We start from the raw sequence: 20,521 nt of genomic DNA, 5'->3' as shown, positions 1-20,521 counted from the left end.
CATGGACTTCGCGCTCACCCCACCCGAACCGGTCGCCGCGATCCCCGTCGAGCGCGCCGCCGGGCTCATCACGCTCGGCGAAGACACCCGCGCCGACGTGACCGCGCGCGCCGACGGGTTCGCGACGCGGCTGGCGGAGCTGGACGTCCGGTCGCCGGAGTTCACCGACCTGCTGGACGAGTTGCTGGCCGTCGGCGAGGCCGACATGCGGGCCGCGGCGGGCGTCGCCGGGACGATGCTCGACCGGTCCCTGCGCAGCGTGGCGTCCCCGCAGGACGGGGTCACGACGAGCCTGACGAGCCTGCGCCGCACGGTCGCCGAGCTGGACCCCGCGAAACTGCCGCTGACCGGACGGAAGCTGCTCGGGATGTTCCCGGTCGCCGCCGGCGCGAAGCGCGCGCTGGACCGCTACCGGGCGGCGAACGAGCCGGTCAACGCGCTCGTCGTCGACCTGCGCGGGCGCCAGGACGTCCTGCGCCGCGACAACGCCGCGATCAAGGGCGAGCGCGAACGGCTGTGGAAGGTGATGGGGAAGCTCGCCGAGGCGGCTGCCTTCGCCGAGGCCGTCGACGGCGCCATCGAGCGGCAGGCCTCCGTCTTCGACTTGACGGACCCAGTGCGCGCGCAGGCGTTGCGCGGGGACGTGCTGTACCCGATCCGGCAGCGGCACCAGGACCTGCTCACCCAGCTCGCGGTCAGCGCGCAGGGCTACCTCGCGCTGGACCTGGTGCGCAAGAACAACGACGAGCTGATCCGCGGCGTCGAGCGGGCGGTGTCGACGACCGTGTCGGCGTTGCGGGTCGCGTTGCTGGTCAGTGGTGCGCTGGCGAGCCAGCGGGACGTCCTCGACGAGGTCGCGGCGTTGCAGGCGACCACGGACGGGCTGATCCGCGCCAACACTGAGCTGCTGGACCTGCAGTCCGCGGAGATCCGGAAGGCGAGCAGCGACCCGGCCGTCGCGACCGAGACGATCCGGCAGTCGTTCGACCGGATCTACGCCTCGATCGACGCGATCGACGGGTTCCGCGCCGACGCCGTCCGGTCGATGGCGGCGACCGTCGAGTCGCTGTCCGGCGAGATCCGCCGTGCCGAAGACCACCTGCGCCGTTCGCACGAGGGGGAAGCATGATCAGGAAGCTGGGGGCGCTGGCCCTGGGGGTGTTGCTGCTGGCGGGGTGTTCGGATTCGTCGTCCGCCCCGTTGGGGGATCCTGAGCCGGGGGTGCTCAGGGTGCTCGCGGGGAGTGAGCTGGCGGATCTGCAGCCGGTGCTCGACGAAGCCGCGAAGGCGACCGGGGTGCAGGTCAAGTTCACCTTCACCGGGACCTTGGAAGGCGCCGAAGCGCTGGCGAACGGCAGCGTCGACGGGAAGTACGACGCCGTGTGGTTCTCGTCGAACCGGTACCCGGCAGGCATTCCCGAAGCGGCGAAGCGGCTGGGGAACCAGGTCAAGATCATGAGTTCGCCGGTGGTGCTCGGGCTGGCGACGTCGGTGGTGCAGCGGCTCGGCTGGGCCGGGAAGCCGGTGAGCTGGGGCGAAATCGCCGCGCAGGCGGGGAAGAAGGCGTTCAGCTACGGGATGACCGACCCGTCGGCGTCGAACTCCGGGTTCTCCGCGCTGGTCGGTGTCGCTTCGGCGCTGGCAGGCGCGGGCAACGCGATCGACGCCCGGCAGATCGCCTCGGTGACGCCGCAGCTGACACAGTTCTTCGGCGCGCAGGCGCTTTCGGCGGGTTCGTCGGGCTGGCTGTCGGACGCCTACACGCGGCGCGCGACCGGGCAGGACCCCGGGCAGAAGGTCGACGGGCTGATCAACTACGAGTCCGTCCTGCTGTCGGCGAACGCGTCCGGGAAGCTGCCCGAGCCGCTCACGCTGGTCTACCCGAGCGACGGCGTCGTCACGGCCGACTACCCGCTGACCCTGCTGGCGGACGCCAATTCCGACGCGCGCTCGGCGCACCAGAAGCTGTCGGACTACTTGCGCACTCCCGACGTCCAGAAGCGGATCATGGAGACGACGCAACGGCGTCCGGTCGTCCCGGGTGTCGCGCTGGGGGCGCAGTTCACGCAGCGGGACCTCGTCGAACTGCCGTTCCCGGCCACGCAGCAGGCCGTGGACGCGCTGCTCCAGGCGTACTTCGACAAGATCCGCCGTCCGTCGCGGACGCTGTACGTGCTCGACACTTCCGGGTCGATGAAGGGGGACCGGATCGAGTCGCTGCGGTCGGCGCTGGCCGGGCTGACCGGGGCGGACAACTCGCTCACCGGGCGGTACCGGCGTTTCCGGAGCCGAGAGGAGGTGTTGATGCTGCCGTTCAACACGCGGCCGTCGGGGGCCACGACGTTCACCGTGCCGGAACAGGACCCGTCGGGCGAACTGGCGCGCATCAAGGCGTTCGCCGAGGGCCTGTCGGCGAGCGGCGGGACGGCGATCTACGACAGCCTGTCGGAGGCATACCGGGAGCTGGAACCGTTGCAGGCGCGCGATCCCGACCGGTTCACCTCCATCGTGCTGATGACCGACGGCGAGAACGCGAACGGCTCGTCGCTCTCGGACTTCAAGCTCGCGTTCGGGACGATGCCGCCGTCGGTGAAGCAGGTCCCGGTGTTCACCGTGCTGTTCGGCGAGGGCAGCGGCGACGAGCTGACCGACGTCGCCACGATGACCGGCGGGAAGGTGTTCGACGCCCGCAAGGTCCAGCTGTCCGATGTGTTCAAGGAGATCCGCGGGTACCAATGATGCTGCGCTATCTGGGCTCGACCAAGAACCTCGCCGGCTGCGTCGGCGGCCTGCTCGGTGTCGTGCTGTACCTGACCGGGGTGGTCGGGTGGTTCTGGCCGTTCGTCGTCGTGGCGTTGTACCTGGCGGGGGCGTTGCTCGCGCCGGGGGAGAAGGTGCGGCTGGTCCCGGACACTTCCGCTTCGCTGCGGTCTTCGCTGGAGACGCTGGTCGCTTCGGTGAATGCGCAGTCTTCGCGGCTTCCTTCGTCCTCTGTGGACGCTGTGCGGCGGATCGCGGAGGTGCTTTCCGACCTGCTTTCCCGGCCGGACCGGCTCGCGGCCGACCCCGACCTGCACCACGCGGTGGTCCGGCTGGCGGGGACAGACCTGCCGCTGTCGGTGCAGACGTACCTGAACCTGCCGTGGTGGTTCGCGGCCCGCCGGGCGAGTGCGGGGGAGGAATTGGTCGCCCAGCTGGGTTTGCTGGAGACGGAGGCGCACCGGGTGGCCGAGCGGTTCTACGCGACGGAGATCGACCGGCAGGCGGACCACACCCGGTACCTGCGGGACCGGGACGCCTGATCCGGGTTTCCGTTGCCGCGCAACACCTTCCCGGCTCTACCCGTGTGAGTGATGTGTTCGAACGGGCGTTCGAGTACGTTGGCTGGTGTGAGCCACTACCGGCTCACCGCACGCGAGGGAGAGTCATGAACGAGCGCCGAGTTTGGGCAGTGTCAGCGTCACCGCGGCCGTGGTCAGCCAGCTCAGCAGGTCGGGCAGCGGGATGCGCGAAAGGCGTTCCGGCCATTCCTCCGCCACGGTGTGCAGCACCAGTTCGTCGTGCCGCGGCTCCACCTTCGTCAGCCTTATGCCCGGCGGAAGTTCCGGCAGCGGAAGCACGATGGGCTGGAAGCGGCGTGGCGGCCGTAGTCGCCGTTGTCCGATGTGGAGGGTCTGCGGCACGAGCACGACGGCGTCGTCGCCCACCTCGGGGCGCAGGGTCAAGTGGCCCCAGAGCGGGCGCTTCGCCCAGTGGATCTGCAGCAGCCCGCTGCCGGCCGGGGCCGCAACGATCCCGGGGCGGACTTTCGCCACCCGTTCCCGCAGGACATCTGCGGAAACGGCGATCTGCAGCTCGACGCGAGCGGGCTTGGCGGCCGGTGTGGGAAGTGAGCGGAGGCGGACGTCTTCGGCGAGCACGGTGACCCGGCGCAGCGGAATGCTGCCGCCTTCGGGTTCGGGCCAGTCGACGTCTTCGGCGACGATCCGGACGTCGCCGATCCGTCCGGTGGCCAGCCGGAGGCTGCCGGCCGGGTAGTCGAGTTCCGCGAGCGTCAGGCCGACCTCGCGGTCGTCGACCTTCGCGGTCAGCCGCCGTCCGACGAGCTGCTCGGTGACGGTCCGCGCCAGCGCGGCCGGCGTGACCGGGACGTTCGGCAGCAGCGAACGCCCGGCCGCGGCCAGCCCGGCCAGCTCAGGCCAGGGCGACCAGCCGTCGAACCACCTGCCGTCGCTCATCTCTCCAGTGTCGCCGAAGGACGCTGCGGATGGCGAGGGCGGGTGGCCCGACGGTGGTGCGAAGCGGCGGGCCGCAGCCGGTCACCGGCCGGCGAAGCGGGCGATGATGCCGGTCACGACCAGCCAGAACACCGCGGCCAAGCCGAAGTCGAGGATGACGGCCAGGCTCGGGTTGCTCACGGGGAAGAGCCCCGGGAAGAACAAGGCGAGAGGAACCGCCAGTGACTTGATGAAGACGAAGAACGCGTTGCCGGCGTTGGCGCCGGCGAGCACCATGATCATGTAGAGAACTTCGATCCCCGCGAAGATCGCGCCGATCGCCGTGATGACTCGCACGGCCGTGTTCCGTCTGGTGGTGGTTCGCCAAGGAGACATGCCGCGAAAATTCCCGGATCGGGTGACCGATCAAACGCTCCAGGGTGCAGATTGCGCCGTTTGGCCGCGCACTATTGCTCTCCGCCTCGCTCCGGACACGGGCGGTGAGCTAGTTCCGGTCAAGCGCGGCACCGAGGAGCCGGGCCACGGCCCAATCCTGCACGGCGAGCCCGACGGACTTGAACACCGTCCGCCCGCCCACCGCCGGGTGCTCGCGCAGCGCGTGTCCCAGCTCGACCAGCTCGCCACGGCCGAGAAGTCCGGTGTCCACGGCGTGGATCACCTCACCGGCTTCCTCGAGAGCGGCTTCGACCTGATCCACCACCACGCACGTCGCCGTGGCGAGCAGCTCCGCGGGAAGCTCCCGCATGGACGGTAGATAGGACCCGATCGCGTTGACGTGAACCCGTTCGGGCAAGGCATCGGCAGCGAAGAGAGGAGTACTCGACGACGTAGCACAACAAACGACTTCCGCATCGGAAACCGCGTCTTCCGCGCTCGCGGCGACCCGCGTCGTCACCTCCGGGAACTCGGCGGCCAACCGGGCCGTGAAGGCCGACGCGCGCGACCGGTCGCGGCCGAACACGGCCAAGTGCCGCACCGGGCGCACCGCGGCCACCGCGCGCACCTGGTCGGCGGCCTGTGCTCCGGTGCCCAGCAGGGCGAGCTTGCTCGCGCCGGCCGGGGCCAGCAGGTCCGTGGCGACACCGGAAACGGCGCCGGTGCGCAGCGTGGTGATCTCGACCGCGTCCGCGACCACCTGACCCTCGGCGGTGTTCCAGACCAGCGTGCCCAGGATCATCGGGGTCCGCCCGGCGGCCAGGTTGAGCGTCTTCACGACGGTCGTCGACGACGGGGTGTGGCAGGCGCTCATCACGAGCGTCGTGCCGCCGCCGAACGACAACCGTTGCGGCACCGCGAAACGGCCGGCGGCGAGGTCGAGGAACGCCTCCCGCACCGCGTCGACGGCGGCGCTCATCGGCACGGCGTTCCGGACCTCGTCGGCGTCGAGCATGCCGCTAGCCTGGCGGGGTGTCCGAGGCCGCGCAAGATCCCGTCGAAGAGCAGAGGTTCTCCCGCGACGACTGGTACGGAGAGGAGATCACCGGGCGGCACTACGTGCGGTGCGAGTTCCTGGAGGTCGACTTCTCGGAGGCCGTCACGCGGAACTCCGTGTTCACCGACTGCGTGTTCGGCAACGTGCGCTTCAACGCGTCGCGGCACCTGGACTCGTCGTTCGCCGGCTGCGCCTTCAAGCGGTGCAACTTCTTCGACGCCGAGTTCACCGGCTGCAAGCTCGTCGGCGCCACCTTCACCGAGTGCGAGCTGCGCCCGCTGCGGGTCGTCGGCGGCGACTGGTCGTTCGCCGGGCTGGCCGGTGCCGACCTGCGTTCGGTGAGCTTCCAGGGCGTGCGGATGCGGGAAGCCGACCTGACCGGGGCCGATTGCGGCGGTGCGGTGTTCGCCGACGTCGACCTGTCCGCGGCGCTGCTGCACGCGGTCAAGCTGCCGCGCGCCGAGCTGCGGGGCAGCGACCTGTCGGCGCTCGACCCGCTGAACGCCGAGCTGGCGGGCGCGATCGTGTCACCCGAACAGGCTGCGGTGCTCGTCACGTCGCTCGGGCTGCGGGTCCGGGCGTAGGCTCGGCGGGACCGCGAAGGGAGTGCCGCATGGGTGTCGTGACACCGGGTTTCCAGGGCCGGGCCCGCAGCGGCAACCCGCGCCTGCCACCCGGTCAGTACCTGGCCGAGGACTTCCCGGTGCTGTCCGCGGGGCCGACGCCGCGCGTGCGGACCGAGACGTGGGAGTTCGCGGTCACCACCGAAAAGGGTGACAAGCACACGTGGAGCTGGGCCGAGCTGATGGCCTTGCCGAGCGAAAAGCCCACGGTGGATATCCACTGCGTCACCCAGTGGTCCAAACTGGACACGCGGTGGCGCGGCGTCTCGATCGACACGCTGGTCGGCGGGCTCGACACCGAAGCCGACTACGTCATGGTCCACTCCTACGGCGGTTACACGACGAACCTGCCGCTGGCCGACCTGCTCGACGGCCAGGCCTGGATCGCCTACGAGTACGGCGGCAAGCTCCTCACCCCCGAGCACGGCGGCCCGGCGCGGCTGCTGGTGCCGCACCTGTACTTCTGGAAGTCCGCGAAGTGGGTGCGCGGGCTGGAGCTGAAGACCCGGGACGAGCCGGGCTTCTGGGAGAACGCCGGCTACCACGACTACGGGGATCCATGGCGCGAACAGCGGTATCAGGGCGACTAGCCTGGCGGGTCGCCCGCCTGGCCGAATTCCGTGACGAGACCCCGACGGCCCGCACGCTCGTCTTCGACCTGCCCGGCTGGCCGGGACACCTGGCGGGCCAGCACGTCGACGTCCGCCTCACGGCAGCGGATGGCTACCGCGCCCAGCGCAGCTACTCCCTCGCCGCCCCCGCGGACGGCGACCGGGTGGAGCTGACGGTCCAGCGCGTGACCGACGGCGAAGTCTCCGAGCACCTCACCGGCCCGTACGCGATCGGCGACCCGGTGGAAATCCGCGGCCCGATCGGTGGTTGGTTCGCCTGGCGCCCCACGAACCCGGAACCGGTCCTCCTCATCGCGGGCGGCTCGGGCATCGTCCCCCTGATGGCGATGATCCGCGCCCGCCGCGCGGCGGGCGTCCGCACCCCGTTCAAGCTGATCTACTCCCTGCGCAGCCCGGCCGAGCGGTACTACGCCGACGAGCTCCGCACCCCGGTTGCGGGCCTGGACATCACGTACGTCTACACCCGCGAGCTCCCCGAAGGCCGCCCGGGCATCCCCAAGCGCATCGACGTGGCCACCCTGAACACGGCAGCCTGGCCCGCCGAGTTCGGCGCGACGTCGTTCATCTGCGGCCCGACAGCCTTCGTCGAAACCGCGGCCGACATCCTGCTGGCCCTGGGCCACGACCCGCACCGCATCCGCACAGAACGCTTCGGCCCCAGCCGCGACTGACCCCACGACGCCCGCGCGCTCGGCCGGCCAGACTGTGCCGTCTTCCACCGCACAGCACCGCGCGGCAGCCCACCGCACCACGCCCTGCGCGCAGCCCGCCTGCATCACCCGCGCCGCGCCTGCCCGCACCGCAGGTCGGCCGCCGGGCGCGTCTCGAGCCCGGTTCAGCGCGCCCCGCGGCCCGGCCAGGTGCGCCGAAGCGGCGGAGCCACCCGAAGCCGCCCGAAACAGGTCAGGGGGCGTCCGGCCGAGAAAGCAGCTCCCGCAGCGTCGCCAGCAGCTCCCGCCGGTCCGCCGCCCCCAGCTTCCCTCGGATCCGGGCCATGTGGTGTTCCACCGTCTTCCCGGAAATGAACAGCTTGCTGCCCGCCTGCTTGTACGTCAGCCCCTCCACCACCAGGCGGGCGACCTCCAGCTCGCGCTCGCTCAACGCCGCCAGGCCGGTTCCCGCCGCGGCCGGTTCCGTCGTTCCCTGCTCGCGGCGGGCCGCCGTTCCCTGGAACTGGCGGGCCGCCTCCAGGAGCCGGACCATCGCCTTGCGGTCGGACGTGCGGATCGCCGCCTGGCCGGCCAGGCGGGCCGCGTCCCAGCGGAGGTCGAGGTCGTGGAGTTCCGCCGCCGCGGCCGCGATCGGGTCGGGGGCGAACGTTCCGCTGAGGACCGCCAGCCAGCACTGGGCCGCCGTGGCCAGTGCGCGGGGGTGGCGGCCGCAGTGGGCGTGGGTGGTCAACGTCGCCAGGTGGGCCTTCGCGGCTTCGGCGTCCTCCAGCGTGATCGCCGCGTGGAGCTCGTGCCAGACCAGCGAGACCGTCCACAGTGGAGGTTCGCCGAGGCGGGACAGGAGGTTGTGGGCGCGCTCCAGCTGGGGAGCCAGCTTGGCGAACGCGCCCGTGCGGGCCGCCGCGATCGCCAGCTCACCCAACGGCAGCAACGAAAAAAGGTCCGTCTGGTACCGCATCGACGCCTGGTACGCGCGGTTCCACGACCGCTGCAGCCCGACCAGATCACTCGCCCGGCGGGCCAGGCCGAGGTCCAGGGTCGCGAAGAACAGCTCGTCGCGCGCCTCCAGCGTCCGGCCGGCGACGGCGTCGCGGTGTTCGGCCGCCGTGGCCAGGTCGCCGGCCGTCATGGCCACCCAGCCCAGCAGCAGGCGGTGGCGCGTCGCCAGGAGGTCTCCGCCCGTGCGGCCCTCCAAGGCGCGGGTCAACACCGACTCCGCCAAGGCCAGCTCGCCGGTGTGCAACGCCGCCAGCGCGGCGAGGGCCGCCGGGCTGTCGGGCAGCAGCGTGCCGCCCAGGGCGGGCTCCAGCATCGCCGCCGCGCCCAGCAACGTCGACAACGTCTCCGTCGCGCAGCCGGACACCGAATCCGCGATGCCGCCGGCCATCCGGGTGGCCGCGCCCGCGAACAACGTCGGGGCGACGCCGGGGGAGGGGGTCTCGAGCAACCGGCGGGCACTGGGGAGGTCGCCGGTGCCGACCAGGGCGATGGCCGCGAACGCGTCGGCGCCCGCCCAGCTCGTCGCGGGGAGGTCGGCCGTGCGGGAGGCCCAGTGGTAGAGCTCCGCGCTGCGGGCCAGCTCGCCGCGGTGGGCCAGCACCGTCGCGGCGATCGCGGCGCCGGCCGCCCGGGTCTGGGCGTCCTCCGCGCCGAGCATGCCGTCGCCGAGCCGCAGTGCCGTGTCGAGGTCGCCGGACAGCGCCGCCGCGCGCGCCCAGCCCGCCGTCGCGGCTGGGGAGCGGTCGCCCGCTTCGGCGGCGGCTTCGAACAGGCGGGCCGCCAGGGGCGCGTCTGACGACAGCGCTTCCCCGGCCGCCGCCGCGAAGGCCGCCGCCGCGGACGCGCCGGAGCTGCCCGTGCCGAGCAGGGACCGCGCGAGGTCGAGCACCGGCAGGCCGTTCGCCAGCTGCAGCTCGACCAGCCGCTGCACCGTCGTCAGCCGGCGGGCGGGCGGGCCGAAGTCGCGGACGGCGGCCGCGGCCAGGGGCAGCAGCGTGTCGTCCGGGGCGAGCAGGCCGGTCGCGCGGGCGCCGTCGACGACGGCGGGCAGCTGGTCGGGTTCGCGGTCGAGCAGCGCGGACAACAGGTCGAGGTTGCGGCCCGCCCCGGCTTCGGCCGCGATCAGGTACCGCAGCACGGCGTCGTCGAGCTCGTCGAGTTCCGGCCGGAACTCCTCGAGCCGCCCGAGCAGCGCGCGCTCGGCCAGCCTCGGCACGCCGCCGCTGCGCGCGTGCAGGTCCGCCGCCTCTGCCGGGTCGGTGGGCGAACCCGTCACCGCCGTCATCAGCCGGGCGATGTCCTCGACGCCGAGCGGGCCGAGCTGCAGCAGCGTCCAGCCGGGCGCCACCGGGGCCGGCCGGTGCGCGACGACGATCGGGCCGTCCGCGCCGGCGAGCAGCTCCTCGAGCTGGTCGGGGCCGAGCCGGTCGGCGTCGTCGACGAGCACGGCGTCGACACCCGCTTCGCGGTAGCAGCGGTCGAGCGCGGCGAGCAGCACGCTCTTGCCGTACCCACCGGGGGCGACGACGGCGAGCCGCAGCGGTTCGGCGGGTTCGGCCGCGACCCGGTCGAGGAGCTGCCGGGCCGCCGGGTGCGCGGGGACGGTGTGAAGCGGGGGAACCTGCGTGAGCAGAGTGTTCAACAGTGACCTTCACCGGAGGGGGCGCCGGGGCGGGCGCAGTGGCTCGGGGCGGGGGAGGGAGCGGGGGTCGTGCTGGGGCCTGCGGTGGCTTCGCGGGCGGTGATGGTGATCGCCCCGGCGGAGACGGCCGCGGCGAGCACCAGGATCGCGGCGGCGAGGGGGCGCCGCCGCCGGAACAGATTCATCGGGGTGACGCGCTCGGGCAGTTCGAACGGCGTGATCTCGACGGGCGGGCGGGGTGGCCGCTCGCCGAGCTCACCGAGCGTGTCCACCTGGGGGAGCAAGGTGGTCTCGACGGCCGGGGGTTCCTGGAGGCCACCCCGGCCCTCGGCGCGCAGTGCCCCGAGGGCGGCCGCGCCGAGTGCGGCGGTCGCCGGCGGAACCGGTCCCGCGAACATCGGGCACGGCGGCCGGGCGGGCAGCGCGTGCGGGGGCACGTCGCCGCAGAACACCACGCCGGCCAGGCCCTTGGGGGACGTCGTCGCCGCGCCGGCGAGGGCGAACAGCGTGCTCAGCGCGGCCGCCGGGGCCACGCCCTCGGCGCTCGTGCCGAGCTGCCAGCCGCTGGCGGCGGTCGCCGTCGCCAGCGTGACGCTCACGCCGTCGGCGCCGAACTCGCACACCCCGGCCGCGGTCGCGCCGGGCCCGGGGACGGCCAGGTGCGCGCCGAGCGCGGCGATCGCGCCGGGGACCAGCGTGACGGCGGGGAACCCGGCGTCGGCCAGCGCCCGCCGCAGCACGTCACGGCGGTAGCCGCCCCAGTCGCCGGGGTGGGTCAGCACCAGGTGCTCCGGGGGCCCGCCGAGGACGTTCGCGGCGTGCTCGGCGATCCCCTCGACGAGCACGGTGGTCAGCGTCTCGGGCGGGAACGCCTCGCCTTCGACGAGCATCGGGACGTCGTCGCCGATCCGCCGGTGGAAGCCGGTGAGCAGCCGGGACGGGACCCGGGCGCCCGCCTGCGCGGCCGCGTCGCCGGTGAGCAGGTAGCCCTCGTCGTCCAGGAAGAGCGCGGACGCGGCGGCCGGGGACCGCTCACCCAGCCAGAGGGGTTCGGGCTCGCCCCAGCCGGGGCCAAGACGGCGGCAGGTCGCGGCGTGGGTCCGCCCCTGTGCCACATCGATCCCGAGGACGTAGGGCAACGGCGGTTCCTCCTCACCTCGCGGGGGCCGAACAGGGGTACGGAATCCCCCTAGGGCTCGGGGCATCCTCACCCAAACGGGTTAGTCAATCAAGGGGCTGGAGGGATTTAACCCAACTGAGCGCGTCTCGGATGAGCCCCTAACTCCCTAACGATGACATATCGATCCCCTATCGGCTGACCGGCCCGCGACTCGGAGTGATCCCCGATGTGCGCTGGGGGGTCGTCTCCCTACCTTGATCACGGAGCACCGGTCCTTGCGGCCGGTGCTGTCCCCCAGAACCACCGGACCAGGAGAACCCATGGACTCCGTGCAGACGTTGCACGACTTCGCCCTGAACCTGCTCAACGACCCGACCGCGCTCGCGGCCTTCGGGACGGACCCGCAGGGCGCCCTCGCCGCCGCCGGTCTCGGTGACGTCAGCGCCGCCGACGTGCACGAGGTCATCCCGCTGGTGCTCGACTTCGTGCCGGTCGACAGCCTCCCCGCCGTGGACAGCCTCCCGGCCGTCGGCGGCCTGTCCTCGGTCGGCACCGACGCCCCGGGCATCCAGGGCGCGATCGACCAGCTCACCGCCCTCACCGCGGGCCTCGGCCTGCCGGCCACCTCGGCGCTGCCGGGCGTCGGCGACCTCGGCTCCGAGCTGCCCGCCATCGGCGACCTTGGCCTGCCCGCCGTCCCGGGCGTCGGCAGCCTGCCCGGCGTGAACGACCTCACCACCACGGCCGCCGGCGTCACCGCGCTGGCCGGCGACCCGACCGGCGCCTTCGGCACCGCGGGCGACCTCGGCTCGAGCCTCGACGCGGTCCAGGTCGCGGGCAACCTCGTGTACTCGGTCACCGACGTCGACCACAGCTCGGTCGTCGGCGCCACCAGCGAGGTTTCGCACCTCGGTGGCGACGTCGTGGGCAACGTCTCCAACAACGTGACCGCCCCGGTCTACGAAGGCGCGTCGCAGGTCGGCGACGTCAGCGGTGACCTGACCCACACGGTCAACGGCCTCGTCGGCCAGGTCGGCGACTTCACCGGCATCCTGCAGGGCGCCGGCGACCTCGCCTCGGCCCGCTCCGAGGGTGGCGAGCACCACGGCGCCGGCCACGGCCCGCTGGGCGAGGTCACCTCCGTCGTGACGAACGCCACCGGCATCAGCGCCGACCACAACGCGCTCGGCCAGGTCGGCGAGCTGGCCAGCGGCAACGGCTCGGCCGTCCACGACGTCGTCTCCGACGTCTCCGACGTCAGCCACAACGCGCTGGGCAACCTGCACATCGGCGACATCGCGTCGAACAACGACATCCACATCGGGCACTGAGCCCCGAACCGGTCACCGGTGCCCGTCCCGCGGTCTGGGTGCGACCGCGGGACGGGCACCCGGTGTGCGCACGGGGAGTAAACCGGGGACACTCCTTCGCTGTGACCGCCCCCGCATGGCTCGAAGTGCTCAACGAGACGATGGACGCGTGCCGCACGCACGGCCGCGCCGATCTCGCCGAGCGCCTGCGCAGACGCCGTGACGCCCCGGCCGGGCAGATCCGGCTCGGTGTGCTCGGCTTTCCCAAACAGGGCAAGGGTTACCTGCTCAACGCGGTGCTGAACGCGCCGGTCTGCGCGGTCGGCGACGCCCCGACCCCGGCCGTGCCCACCGAAATCGCCTACTCCGCCGAACCCGCCGCGACCCTGGTCGGCCGGTCCCGCGAACGGATCCCCGTCGCGGTCGAACGGCTCACCGGCGAACTCGGCGCCCGCCCCGCCGGCACGCTCAGCCGCGTGGAAGTCGGTGTGCCGCGCGAACTCCTGTCGGCCGGCCTCGTCCTCGTCGACACCCCGCCGGTCGGTGACCCGCGGTCACCGCGGACCGCCGCCGCCCTCGACCTGCTCGCCGAAGCGGACGCCGTGATCCTCGTCTCCGACGCGACCGCGCCGCTGAGCCCCGCCGAACTCGCGCTCGCCCGGCACGTGCGCACCTGGTGCCCGCACGTGCTGGTCGCGCTGACCAAGATCGACGCCTCCCCGGGCTGGCGCGCGGTGGCCGAGCGCAACCGCGCGATGCTCGCCGAGGCCGGGATCGACGCGCCCGTCCAGCCGGTTTCCGCCGTGGTGCGCCAGGCCGCCGCGAAGGCCGGTGACGCGGATCTCAACGCCCGCTCCGGTTTTCCCGAGCTGCTGAACTGGATCGCCGAACAGGCCGCGCGCCCGCCGGAGCAGTCCCGCGCGCTGCTCGCCGCGGTGGGCGTGCGCGCCGCCGCCGCGGAGCTCGTGGAGTCGTTGCGTGATCGCGTCGAGGCGGCCGGGCAGGATGCCGGGCTCGGGCAGGCCGCGCTGCTGCAGCGTGCGCAGCGCCGCGCCGACGACCTGCGGCGGCAGAACACCAAGTGGCAGAATCTGCTGTCCGACGAGATCACCGATCTGCTGTCCGACGCCGAGTACGACCTGCGCGAGCGGACCCGCAAGATCGTCAACACCATCGACCGCACCTTCGACGAGGGCGACCCGGCCAAGGTGTGGGACGAATTCGCGCCGTGGCTGGACAACGCGCTGGCCGAAGCCGTCGACGTCAACTACACGTGGCTCGCCGACCGCGCGGAGTGGATCGCGCAGGCGGTCGCCCAGTGCTTCGGCGCCCAGTACGACCGCGCGCTGCCGGACCTGAGGCTCGACGGCTCCGGGGTGGAGGGCCTCGACGACGTCCGGCGCCCGAAGATCGAGAAGTTCAAGGTGGGGCAGCAGGCTTTCACCGGGTTGCGCGGGTCCTACGGTGGCGTGCTGATGTTCGGCCTGGTCACCAGCCTCGCCGGGCTGCCGCTGATCAACCCGGTCTCGATCGGCGCCGGTGCGGCGTTCGCCGCGAAGACGATCAAGGACGAAGGCGGGATGCGGCTGCAGCGCCGTCAGGCCGTCGCCAAGCAGGCGGCGCAACGGCACGTCGACGACGTGTTCCTGCGCTTCAGCAAGGAATGCCGCGACTCGATCCGCGTCGTCCAGCGGCGGCTGCGCGACCACTTCACCGCGCTGGCCGAGGAACTCGCCGACGAGCTCACGCGCGAGCGCGAGACGATCATGGCCGGCACCGCCGAACGCGAGCGCCGGACCGTCCACATCAGACGCGAGATCGACCGGCTGGCCGGCCTGCACCAGCGCGCGGGCGAGCTGGGCACGATCGCCGGACGGCAGCGGCGGGAGCTTTCGGCGTGACCCGGGACGTCCGCGACCTCCTGGCCGCCGCGGCCGGGCTCTACCGGGACGACCCGCGGGCTTCGGCGCTGCTGCACGACTGCCTGAACCGGCTGGACCAGCCGCTGCGCGTCGCGTTCACCGGCGCGCCGTCGTCGGGCAAGTCGACGCTCGCCGCGGCGCTCGGCGAATGGCCGACGCGCGCGCTGCGCGACCTCGTGCTCCTCGACGACCCCGGCCCGGCCGACGACGTCCCGGACGCGACGGTCCGGCTGGTCCGCCACCTGGAACCGGACGAACTCGCGGCGGCGCACCCGCCGGGCGGCTCGCCGTTCGCGCGGCAGAGCGCGGTCAACTCGGTGCTGGTGCTGTCGCGGGCCGACGAGGTCGGCGCGGGCCGGATCGACGCGCTGCTGACCGCGAAGCAGCTCGCGCGCCGGGCTTGGCGCGAAGACCCGCTGTGCACGGGGTTCCTGGGCGTGATCGCGGTGGCCGGCCAGCTGGCGTACGGCGGCCGGTCCTTGCGCGACGACGAATTCGACCTCCTGGCCGCGTTCGCCGCCGTGCCGCGGGAGGAGCTGGAACGCCACGTGCTGTCGGTGGATTCGTTCACCGACCCGGCGTTCCCCGGCCCGATCCCGGTCGAGACGCGGCGCTCGCTGGTGGTGCGCTTCGGGATGTTCGGCGTCCGCCTGGCGCTGACGCTGATCCGCACCGGCTGCGACGACCGAATCAAGCTTTCGGCGGAGTTGGTGCGCCGCAGCGGTCTCGGCGAACTGCGGGACACCCTCGCGGGCTGTTTCGTCGCGCGGGCGGAGGCACTGAAGGCCCGCACGGCGATCATCCGCCTGGAAGCACTGCTGGCGGCCCAGCCTCGCCCGGGCGGCGACCGCCTGGTGTCCCGGGTCGAGCGCTTCGCGGCGGCCGCCCACGACTTCCGCGAGCTGCGCCTGATCGCGGACATCCGCGGCGGCCGCACCGCGCTGTCCGGCGATCCCGCGGAGGAGGCGGTCCGCTTGCTCGGTGCCCAGGGCACGGCCCCCGCCGACCGCCTGGGCCTGGAGCCGGACGCGGATCCGGGCGAGATCTACGACGCGGGCTTGGACGCGTTGCGGCGGTGGCGTCATGAGGCGGAGCGACCTGATCGGCCGCACGCGGAGCGGACGGCGGCGCACGTAGTGGTGCGGTCGACCGAGGGACTGCTGTCGTTGTTCGCCTAGCGGCCGCTCGGTCCGGCGACGCGCCCCAATGTGGCGTTCGGTGCGTCCAGCGCACCCAATGTGGCGTTCGGTGCGTCTGACGCAACCAACGCCACATTGGGGCGCTCGCGCCTAGGTTTCGTAGCGGGCGGCGATCGCAGCGGCCCGGTCGCGCAACGCCGTGCGCAGCCATTGCGGCGCAAGGACTTCCGCGTCCGCGCCGAGCTGCCACAGGGCCCACTCGGCGTGCCGGGCGTCCTGGAACGTCGTCGACAGCCGCAGCCACCCGTCGGCGTCGGTCGACTCGACGGCGGCCAGTGCGGTCCCCGCAAGCTCATCCCGTCGAGCAGGGGAGACCCGGGCCAGCACCGTCACCTGGTCGCCGCCGGTGCGGAAACGCGTGCTGCGCTCCCGCCAAGCACGTTCCAGGTCGACGTGGTCCGCTCGCCGCGCGGGCTCGTCGAGGGCCTCGGCGGCCAGCACCCGGGACAGCCGGTACGTGCGGTCGGCGCCCGACCTCGTGGCCAGCAGGTAACCCTGGCCGCGGACGGTGACCAGGCCGATCGGGTCCACCGTGCGCCACTCCGGGGAACGCTCCGCGGCCGCGTAGTGGAGGCGCAGCCGGTGCCCGGCCAGCACCGCGCGGCGGACCTCGGCCGCGATCTCGCCGGGGACCTCGTCGGCGGGCACCCGGCGGGCGAGGAGGTCGGTCTCCGGGTCGACGAGCAGCCGTCCGGCCACGCCCGCCGCGGCCTCGCGTTGGCTCTCGGGCAGCGCGTCGAGCACCTTGAGCATCGCCGAGGCGAGTGCCGAACCGAGGCCGAACGCCTGCGCGCCGGGGCGGGAGCCGGCGATCAGCAGGGCGAGGGCCTCGTCGTGGTTCAGGCCGGTGAGCTCCGTGTGGAACCCGGGCAGCAGCTCGAACCCGCCGTGGCGGCCGCGTTCGGCGTAGACCGGGACGCCCGCCGCGGACAGCGCCTCGATGTCGCGCAGCACCGTGCGGGTCGACACCTCCAGCTCGCGCGCGAGGGTGGCCGCGGACAACCGGCCGCGCCGGCGCAGCAGCAGCACCAGCGAGACCAGCCGGTCGGCGCGCACGGGGAAAACCGTAGCCGAAAACACGACAGAAGGTGTCGTGATTCGTTGCGAGGCTCTCCGCACTGTCGATCAAACGGATGGAGCTGAAGTGGCTGTGCGGCGAACCGCGGTCAACCCGTGGAACTGGTCGGTCGAACTGGGGTACCACCAGGGGGAAGTCGTCTCCGAGCCGACCCGGACCCTGTACTGCGCGGGGCAGACCGCGATGAGCGCCGACGGCGAGCCGCAGCACACCGGCGACCTGGCGGCGCAGCTGGCGATGAGCCTCGACAACCTGGAGGCCGTCCTCGGCGCGGCCGGGATGTCGCTGGCCGACCTCGTCCGGCTGACCGTCTACACCACCGACGTCGACCTGCTCTTCCGGCACTACGGCGTACTGGCGGGACGGCTGGGCGCGGCCGGGGCCGCACCGGCCACGACGATGCTCGGCGTCACGCGGTTGGCGATTCCCACGCTGCTGGTCGAGCTGGAAGGTACTGCTGTCGCCTGAAAAGCCCGGTATTGACGGGCGGACGGCCGCGGCGCACCATAGACCGGTCTATGGTCCAGCGCCGGCCGGAGGGAATCCGCCATGCCCCACGACGTCCGCCCCCGGGTCCGGTTGTTCGGCGAACTCCTGGCGCACTGGGCGCGTGAACGCCCCGCGGACACCGCGCTCCGCTTCGGTGACCGGTCGTGGACGTGGGCGGAGTTCGACGAGCGCGTCCGGCGGCTGTCGGGCGCGCTCGCGGCGGCCGGGGTGGGCCGGGGCGACCGCGTCGCGTTCGTCGACAAGAACCACCCCGCCTGCCTGGAGACGACGTTCGCCGCGGCCGGGCTCGGCGCCGCGAACGCCGTGGTCAACTGGCGGCTGTCCGGGGACGAACTCGCTTACGTACTCAAGGATTCCGGTGCGAAGGTGGTCTTCGTCGGCGCCGAACTGCGGCCGGCGCTCGACGCGGTCCGCGACCGGCTGCCCGCGCTCGAGCGCGTGGTCGTCGTCGGCGGCGAGGACGACGAGTACGAAGCCCTCCTGGCCGCCGCCGAGCCACGCACCGCGTCCGATGTGGACGAAGACGACGGCGTGCTCATCATGTACACCAGCGGTACCACCGGCTTCCCGAAGGGCGCGGTGCTGACCCACCGCAGCGTCCTCGCCCACGGCCTCGCCGCCGGCACCGCGTTCCCGATCGGCCCCGGTGACGTCAACCTCGTCGCGATGCCGCTGTTCCATGTCGGCGGCAGCTGCTACGCGGTTTCCGGGTTCCTCTACGGCGAACCGTCCTACCTGACCCGCGAACCCGATGCGGCGTCGCTGTTCGCGGCGCTGCGGGCCGGGATCACGCACGCCTTCCTGGTGCCCGCCGTCGTGGCCGGGATCGCGCAGGCCGGCGAAGACGCGCTCAAGGCGTTTTCGCGCTTGAAGTACCTCTGCTACGGCGCCTCGCCGATGCCGCTGCCGTTGCTGCGCACCGTGCTCGCCGCCTGGCCCGACGTGAAGTTCGCGCAGGTGTACGGCATGACCGAGCTGTCCGGCGCGGTCACCGCGCTGGACCCGGCGGCGCACCGCGACGCGTCCCGCCCCGAACGGCTGGCCTCGGCGGGCACCGCACTGTCCGGAGTGGACATCCGGATCGTCGACCCGGTGACGGCCGAGGACACCGCGGTCGGGGAGGTCTGGATCCGCACCGACCAGCGGATGGCCGGCTACCTCGGCAAGCCCGAGGCGACCGCCGAGACCATCGTGGACGGCTGGCTGCGCACCGGCGACGTCGGGCGCCTGGACGACGGCGGGTTCCTGTTCCTCGAGGACCGCGTCAAGGACATGATCATCACCGGCGGCGAGAACGTCTACTCGCCCGAGGTCGAGCGCGTGGTGGCGGAGTTCCCCGGCGTCGCCGAGGTGGCCGTGATCGGCATCCCGGACGAGCGGTGGGGCGAGCAGGTCAAGGCCGTCGTCGCCGGCGACCAGCTCGACGCCGACAAGCTCATCGAGTTCTGCCGCGAGCGCCTCGCCCACTACAAGTGCCCGCGCAGTGTCGACGTCGTGGAAGCGTTGCCGCGCAATGCGACCGGCAAGATCCTCAAGCGCTCGTTGCGTGAGCCGTACTGGCGGGACCGGGACCGGAACGTCTGATGCCCTCGGTGACGCGGGACGCGTACTTCGCGGCCGCGCTGGACGTGCTGGCGGAACACGGGTTCACCGAGCTGAACGTCGGCCGGCTGTGCCGCGGCCTCGGTGTCACGAGCGGGTCGTTCTACCACCACTTCGGCGGCTGGCCGGGGTTCGTCGAGCAGCTCCTGGAGCACTGGGAACACCGGCAGGTGCGCATCCTGCGCGAACGGAACTTCGGCCGCGGCGGCCCGGCGGCGGACTTCGCCGCGCTGATGGACCTGACGCTCGGGCTGCCGCACGAGGCCGAGGCGGCCATCCGGGCGTGGGCGGCGAACGACGAAACCGTGCGGGCGGCGCAGAAGCGCGTCGACTCCGCGCGGGTGCGGACGGTCGGCAAGGCGGTCAAGGGCATCGTCGGCGACGGCGACCTCGCGCGGACGCTGACCTCGCTCGGCATGGCGATGCTGGTGGGCCACCAGCAGCTGGCCTCGGCGGGGGAGCACAGCGAGCTGGCCACCCTGCTGGCGGAGTACACCCGGCTGGTGCACTCGCGCGCGGGTCGGCGTACAGCGCTCTGAAGGCACCATGAGATCGTCTCAGCCGTACCGGTCGACGAGTGCGGTGCCGATCGAGGCCAGGTGGTCTCGCACCCCCGCCGGGCCGGTCACCTCGAGCCATTCGACCAGCCCGGCGAGCTCGCCGGCGAGCGCGTACTCGTTGTACCCCCGGATCACGACCTCGATGCGGCCGTCGGTCATGGCACCGCCGACCTCGAGCCGGTCGCCGAGCACCATCCGGAGCCGGGCCAGCCCGTCGGGTGTGCAGGCCGCCTGGATCTCGAGGGGAGTCCGCCTGCGGTCGACCTCGTCGGCGATCTCGCGCCAGCTCTCGGCGAGGTCGAATCCGCCGGGCCGCCGCACGGGATCGCCGGTCGGGAGGGCGGAGGACACGCGGTCGACCCGGAAGGTCCGCCGGCCCGCGTCGGTGGTGCAGACGAGGTACCACGACGGGCCCTTGGCGACGATGCCCAGCGGGTGGATGGTTCTCTCGGTTTCGGCGCCGTCGCTGTCGACGTAGCCGAGCCGCACCTGGACGCCGCGGATCACCGCGTCCTGGAGCTCGTCGAGGAAGCGAGGCGGCGGCCGGTGCTCGACCCGGCTCACTCCCCACCGTTGCGGGTCCACGACCAACGCCGACGCCGCCGCCTCGGCCTGCACCCGGAACGGCTCCGGCAGGGCACGGACAAGCTTGCGCAGCGCCGCTTTCACAGCCGGCGTCGCGGCCGAGGCCGGGCCGGCGACCAGGAACAGGGCGCGTGCCTCACCCGCGGTCAGCCCGGACAAGTCGGTGCGGGCGCCGCCCACGAGGCGCCAGCCGCCGCCCCGGCCCTGGATGGAGTAGACGGGCACGCCGGCCATGGCCAGGGCGTCGAAGTCACGGCGGGCGGTGCGCTCGGACACCTCCAGCTCCCGGGCGGCGTCCGCCGCTGTCAGCTGCTCGCGCTGTTGCAGCAGCAGGAGGATGGCCATCAGCCGGTCGGCTCGCACCCGCCAACACTCCCACAGGAAACCGGTCACGGGAT

The 20,521-nt window shown here is 72.9% G+C and carries 19 protein-coding genes; 12 read left to right on the top strand and 7 right to left on the bottom strand.

Annotated elements, in window-relative coordinates:
• Position 1: 1 nt before the first annotated feature.
• The 3 genes from H4696_RS26120 to H4696_RS26110 are packed head-to-tail and all read left to right on the top strand — an operon-like array spanning position 2 to position 3,302.
• Positions 2-1,129, top strand: coding sequence for a toxic anion resistance protein (locus H4696_RS26120; RefSeq protein WP_086862710.1), 1,128 nt, complete (start codon positions 2-4; stop codon positions 1,127-1,129).
• On the top strand, positions 1,126-2,739 hold the full coding sequence (locus H4696_RS26115) for an extracellular solute-binding protein (protein WP_192782548.1): 1,614 nt from the start codon (positions 1,126-1,128) through the stop codon (positions 2,737-2,739). Before H4696_RS26120 ends, H4696_RS26115 begins: the two co-directional genes overlap by 4 nt.
• Positions 2,736-3,302, top strand: a complete 567-nt coding sequence (locus tag H4696_RS26110; protein WP_086862711.1) for a hypothetical protein — start codon at positions 2,736-2,738, stop codon at positions 3,300-3,302. The genes H4696_RS26115 and H4696_RS26110 overlap by 4 nt, the downstream gene beginning before the upstream one ends.
• Before the next feature lie 123 nt (positions 3,303-3,425).
• Here H4696_RS26110 and H4696_RS26105 read toward each other — a convergent pair whose 3' ends face one another.
• From H4696_RS26105 to H4696_RS26095, 3 genes are all read right to left on the bottom strand, one after another.
• Positions 3,426-4,238, bottom strand: a complete 813-nt coding sequence (locus H4696_RS26105) for an LmeA family phospholipid-binding protein (RefSeq protein ID WP_192782547.1) — start codon at positions 4,236-4,238, stop codon at positions 3,426-3,428.
• A gap of 81 nt (positions 4,239-4,319) precedes the next feature.
• Positions 4,320-4,574: a hypothetical protein gene (locus H4696_RS26100; protein WP_086865576.1), complete on the bottom strand. Its 255-nt coding sequence runs from the start codon at positions 4,572-4,574 to the stop codon at positions 4,320-4,322.
• Between the two features lie 148 nt (positions 4,575-4,722).
• A complete protein-coding gene (locus tag H4696_RS26095; RefSeq protein ID WP_086865577.1) occupies positions 4,723-5,628 on the bottom strand; it encodes an ornithine cyclodeaminase family protein in 906 nt (301 codons plus the stop codon).
• 17 nt (positions 5,629-5,645) lie between these two features.
• Between H4696_RS26095 and H4696_RS26090 the strand changes: the two genes are divergently transcribed.
• From H4696_RS26090 to H4696_RS26080, 3 genes are read left to right on the top strand one after another with little or no spacing between them, the layout of a single operon-like run.
• Positions 5,646-6,254, top strand: a complete 609-nt coding sequence (locus tag H4696_RS26090; protein WP_086865578.1) for a pentapeptide repeat-containing protein — start codon at positions 5,646-5,648, stop codon at positions 6,252-6,254.
• A gap of 29 nt (positions 6,255-6,283) precedes the next feature.
• Positions 6,284-6,883, top strand: coding sequence for a sulfite oxidase-like oxidoreductase (locus H4696_RS26085; RefSeq protein WP_086865579.1), 600 nt, complete (start codon positions 6,284-6,286; stop codon positions 6,881-6,883).
• A complete protein-coding gene (locus H4696_RS26080; RefSeq protein WP_086865580.1) occupies positions 6,853-7,596 on the top strand; it encodes a ferredoxin reductase in 744 nt (247 codons plus the stop codon). The genes H4696_RS26085 and H4696_RS26080 overlap by 31 nt, the downstream gene beginning before the upstream one ends.
• 232 nt (positions 7,597-7,828) lie before the next feature.
• Here the strand turns inward: H4696_RS26080 and H4696_RS26075 are convergent, their stop codons facing one another.
• Both H4696_RS26075 and H4696_RS26070 read right to left on the bottom strand, forming a co-directional pair.
• Positions 7,829-10,237, bottom strand: coding sequence for a helix-turn-helix transcriptional regulator (locus H4696_RS26075; protein ID WP_192782546.1), 2,409 nt, complete (start codon positions 10,235-10,237; stop codon positions 7,829-7,831).
• On the bottom strand, positions 10,234-11,376 hold the full coding sequence (locus H4696_RS26070; RefSeq protein WP_192782545.1) for an Hsp70 family protein: 1,143 nt from the start codon (positions 11,374-11,376) through the stop codon (positions 10,234-10,236). Before H4696_RS26070 ends, H4696_RS26075 begins: the two co-directional genes overlap by 4 nt.
• A 301-nt stretch (positions 11,377-11,677) precedes the next feature.
• Here H4696_RS26070 and H4696_RS26065 point away from each other — a divergent pair, with 301 nt between their 5' ends.
• From H4696_RS26065 to H4696_RS26055, 3 genes are all read left to right on the top strand, one after another.
• Positions 11,678-12,688 carry an IniB N-terminal domain-containing protein gene (locus H4696_RS26065; protein ID WP_192782544.1) on the top strand — a complete coding sequence of 337 codons (1,011 nt, stop codon included), beginning with the start codon at positions 11,678-11,680 and terminating at the stop codon, positions 12,686-12,688.
• A gap of 101 nt (positions 12,689-12,789) precedes the next feature.
• The gene (locus H4696_RS26060; RefSeq protein ID WP_169735238.1) at positions 12,790-14,568 is read left to right on the top strand and encodes a dynamin family protein; all 1,779 of its coding nucleotides are present in this window, start codon (positions 12,790-12,792) and stop codon (positions 14,566-14,568) included.
• Positions 14,565-15,767: a GTPase gene (locus H4696_RS26055; protein ID WP_086865468.1), complete on the top strand. Its 1,203-nt coding sequence runs from the start codon at positions 14,565-14,567 to the stop codon at positions 15,765-15,767. Before H4696_RS26060 ends, H4696_RS26055 begins: the two co-directional genes overlap by 4 nt.
• Before the next feature lie 111 nt (positions 15,768-15,878).
• Here the strand turns inward: H4696_RS26055 and H4696_RS26050 are convergent, their stop codons facing one another.
• Positions 15,879-16,844: a WCX domain-containing protein gene (locus H4696_RS26050; RefSeq protein WP_192782543.1), complete on the bottom strand. Its 966-nt coding sequence runs from the start codon at positions 16,842-16,844 to the stop codon at positions 15,879-15,881.
• 94 nt (positions 16,845-16,938) lie between these two features.
• Here H4696_RS26050 and H4696_RS26045 point away from each other — a divergent pair, with 94 nt between their 5' ends.
• The 3 genes from H4696_RS26045 (at position 16,939) to H4696_RS26035 (ending at position 19,517) form a co-directional block, all read left to right on the top strand.
• A complete protein-coding gene (locus tag H4696_RS26045) occupies positions 16,939-17,334 on the top strand; it encodes a Rid family hydrolase (RefSeq protein WP_192783072.1) in 396 nt (131 codons plus the stop codon).
• 81 nt (positions 17,335-17,415) lie between these two features.
• Positions 17,416-18,960 carry a long-chain-fatty-acid--CoA ligase gene (locus H4696_RS26040; RefSeq protein WP_192782542.1) on the top strand — a complete coding sequence of 515 codons (1,545 nt, stop codon included), beginning with the start codon at positions 17,416-17,418 and terminating at the stop codon, positions 18,958-18,960.
• Positions 18,960-19,517, top strand: a complete 558-nt coding sequence (locus tag H4696_RS26035) for a TetR/AcrR family transcriptional regulator (RefSeq protein ID WP_086865261.1) — start codon at positions 18,960-18,962, stop codon at positions 19,515-19,517. The genes H4696_RS26040 and H4696_RS26035 overlap by 1 nt, the downstream gene beginning before the upstream one ends.
• An 18-nt stretch (positions 19,518-19,535) precedes the next feature.
• Here H4696_RS26035 and H4696_RS26030 read toward each other — a convergent pair whose 3' ends face one another.
• Positions 19,536-20,486: a WYL domain-containing protein gene (locus H4696_RS26030; protein ID WP_192782541.1), complete on the bottom strand. Its 951-nt coding sequence runs from the start codon at positions 20,484-20,486 to the stop codon at positions 19,536-19,538.
• Positions 20,487-20,521 lie beyond the last annotated feature (35 nt).

This window comes from Amycolatopsis lexingtonensis, assembly GCF_014873755.1.
GTDB lineage: Bacteria > Actinomycetota > Actinomycetes > Mycobacteriales > Pseudonocardiaceae > Amycolatopsis > Amycolatopsis lexingtonensis.
Note: the sequence above shows the minus strand (reverse complement) of the source record. Positions and strands in the feature narration are given on the sequence as shown.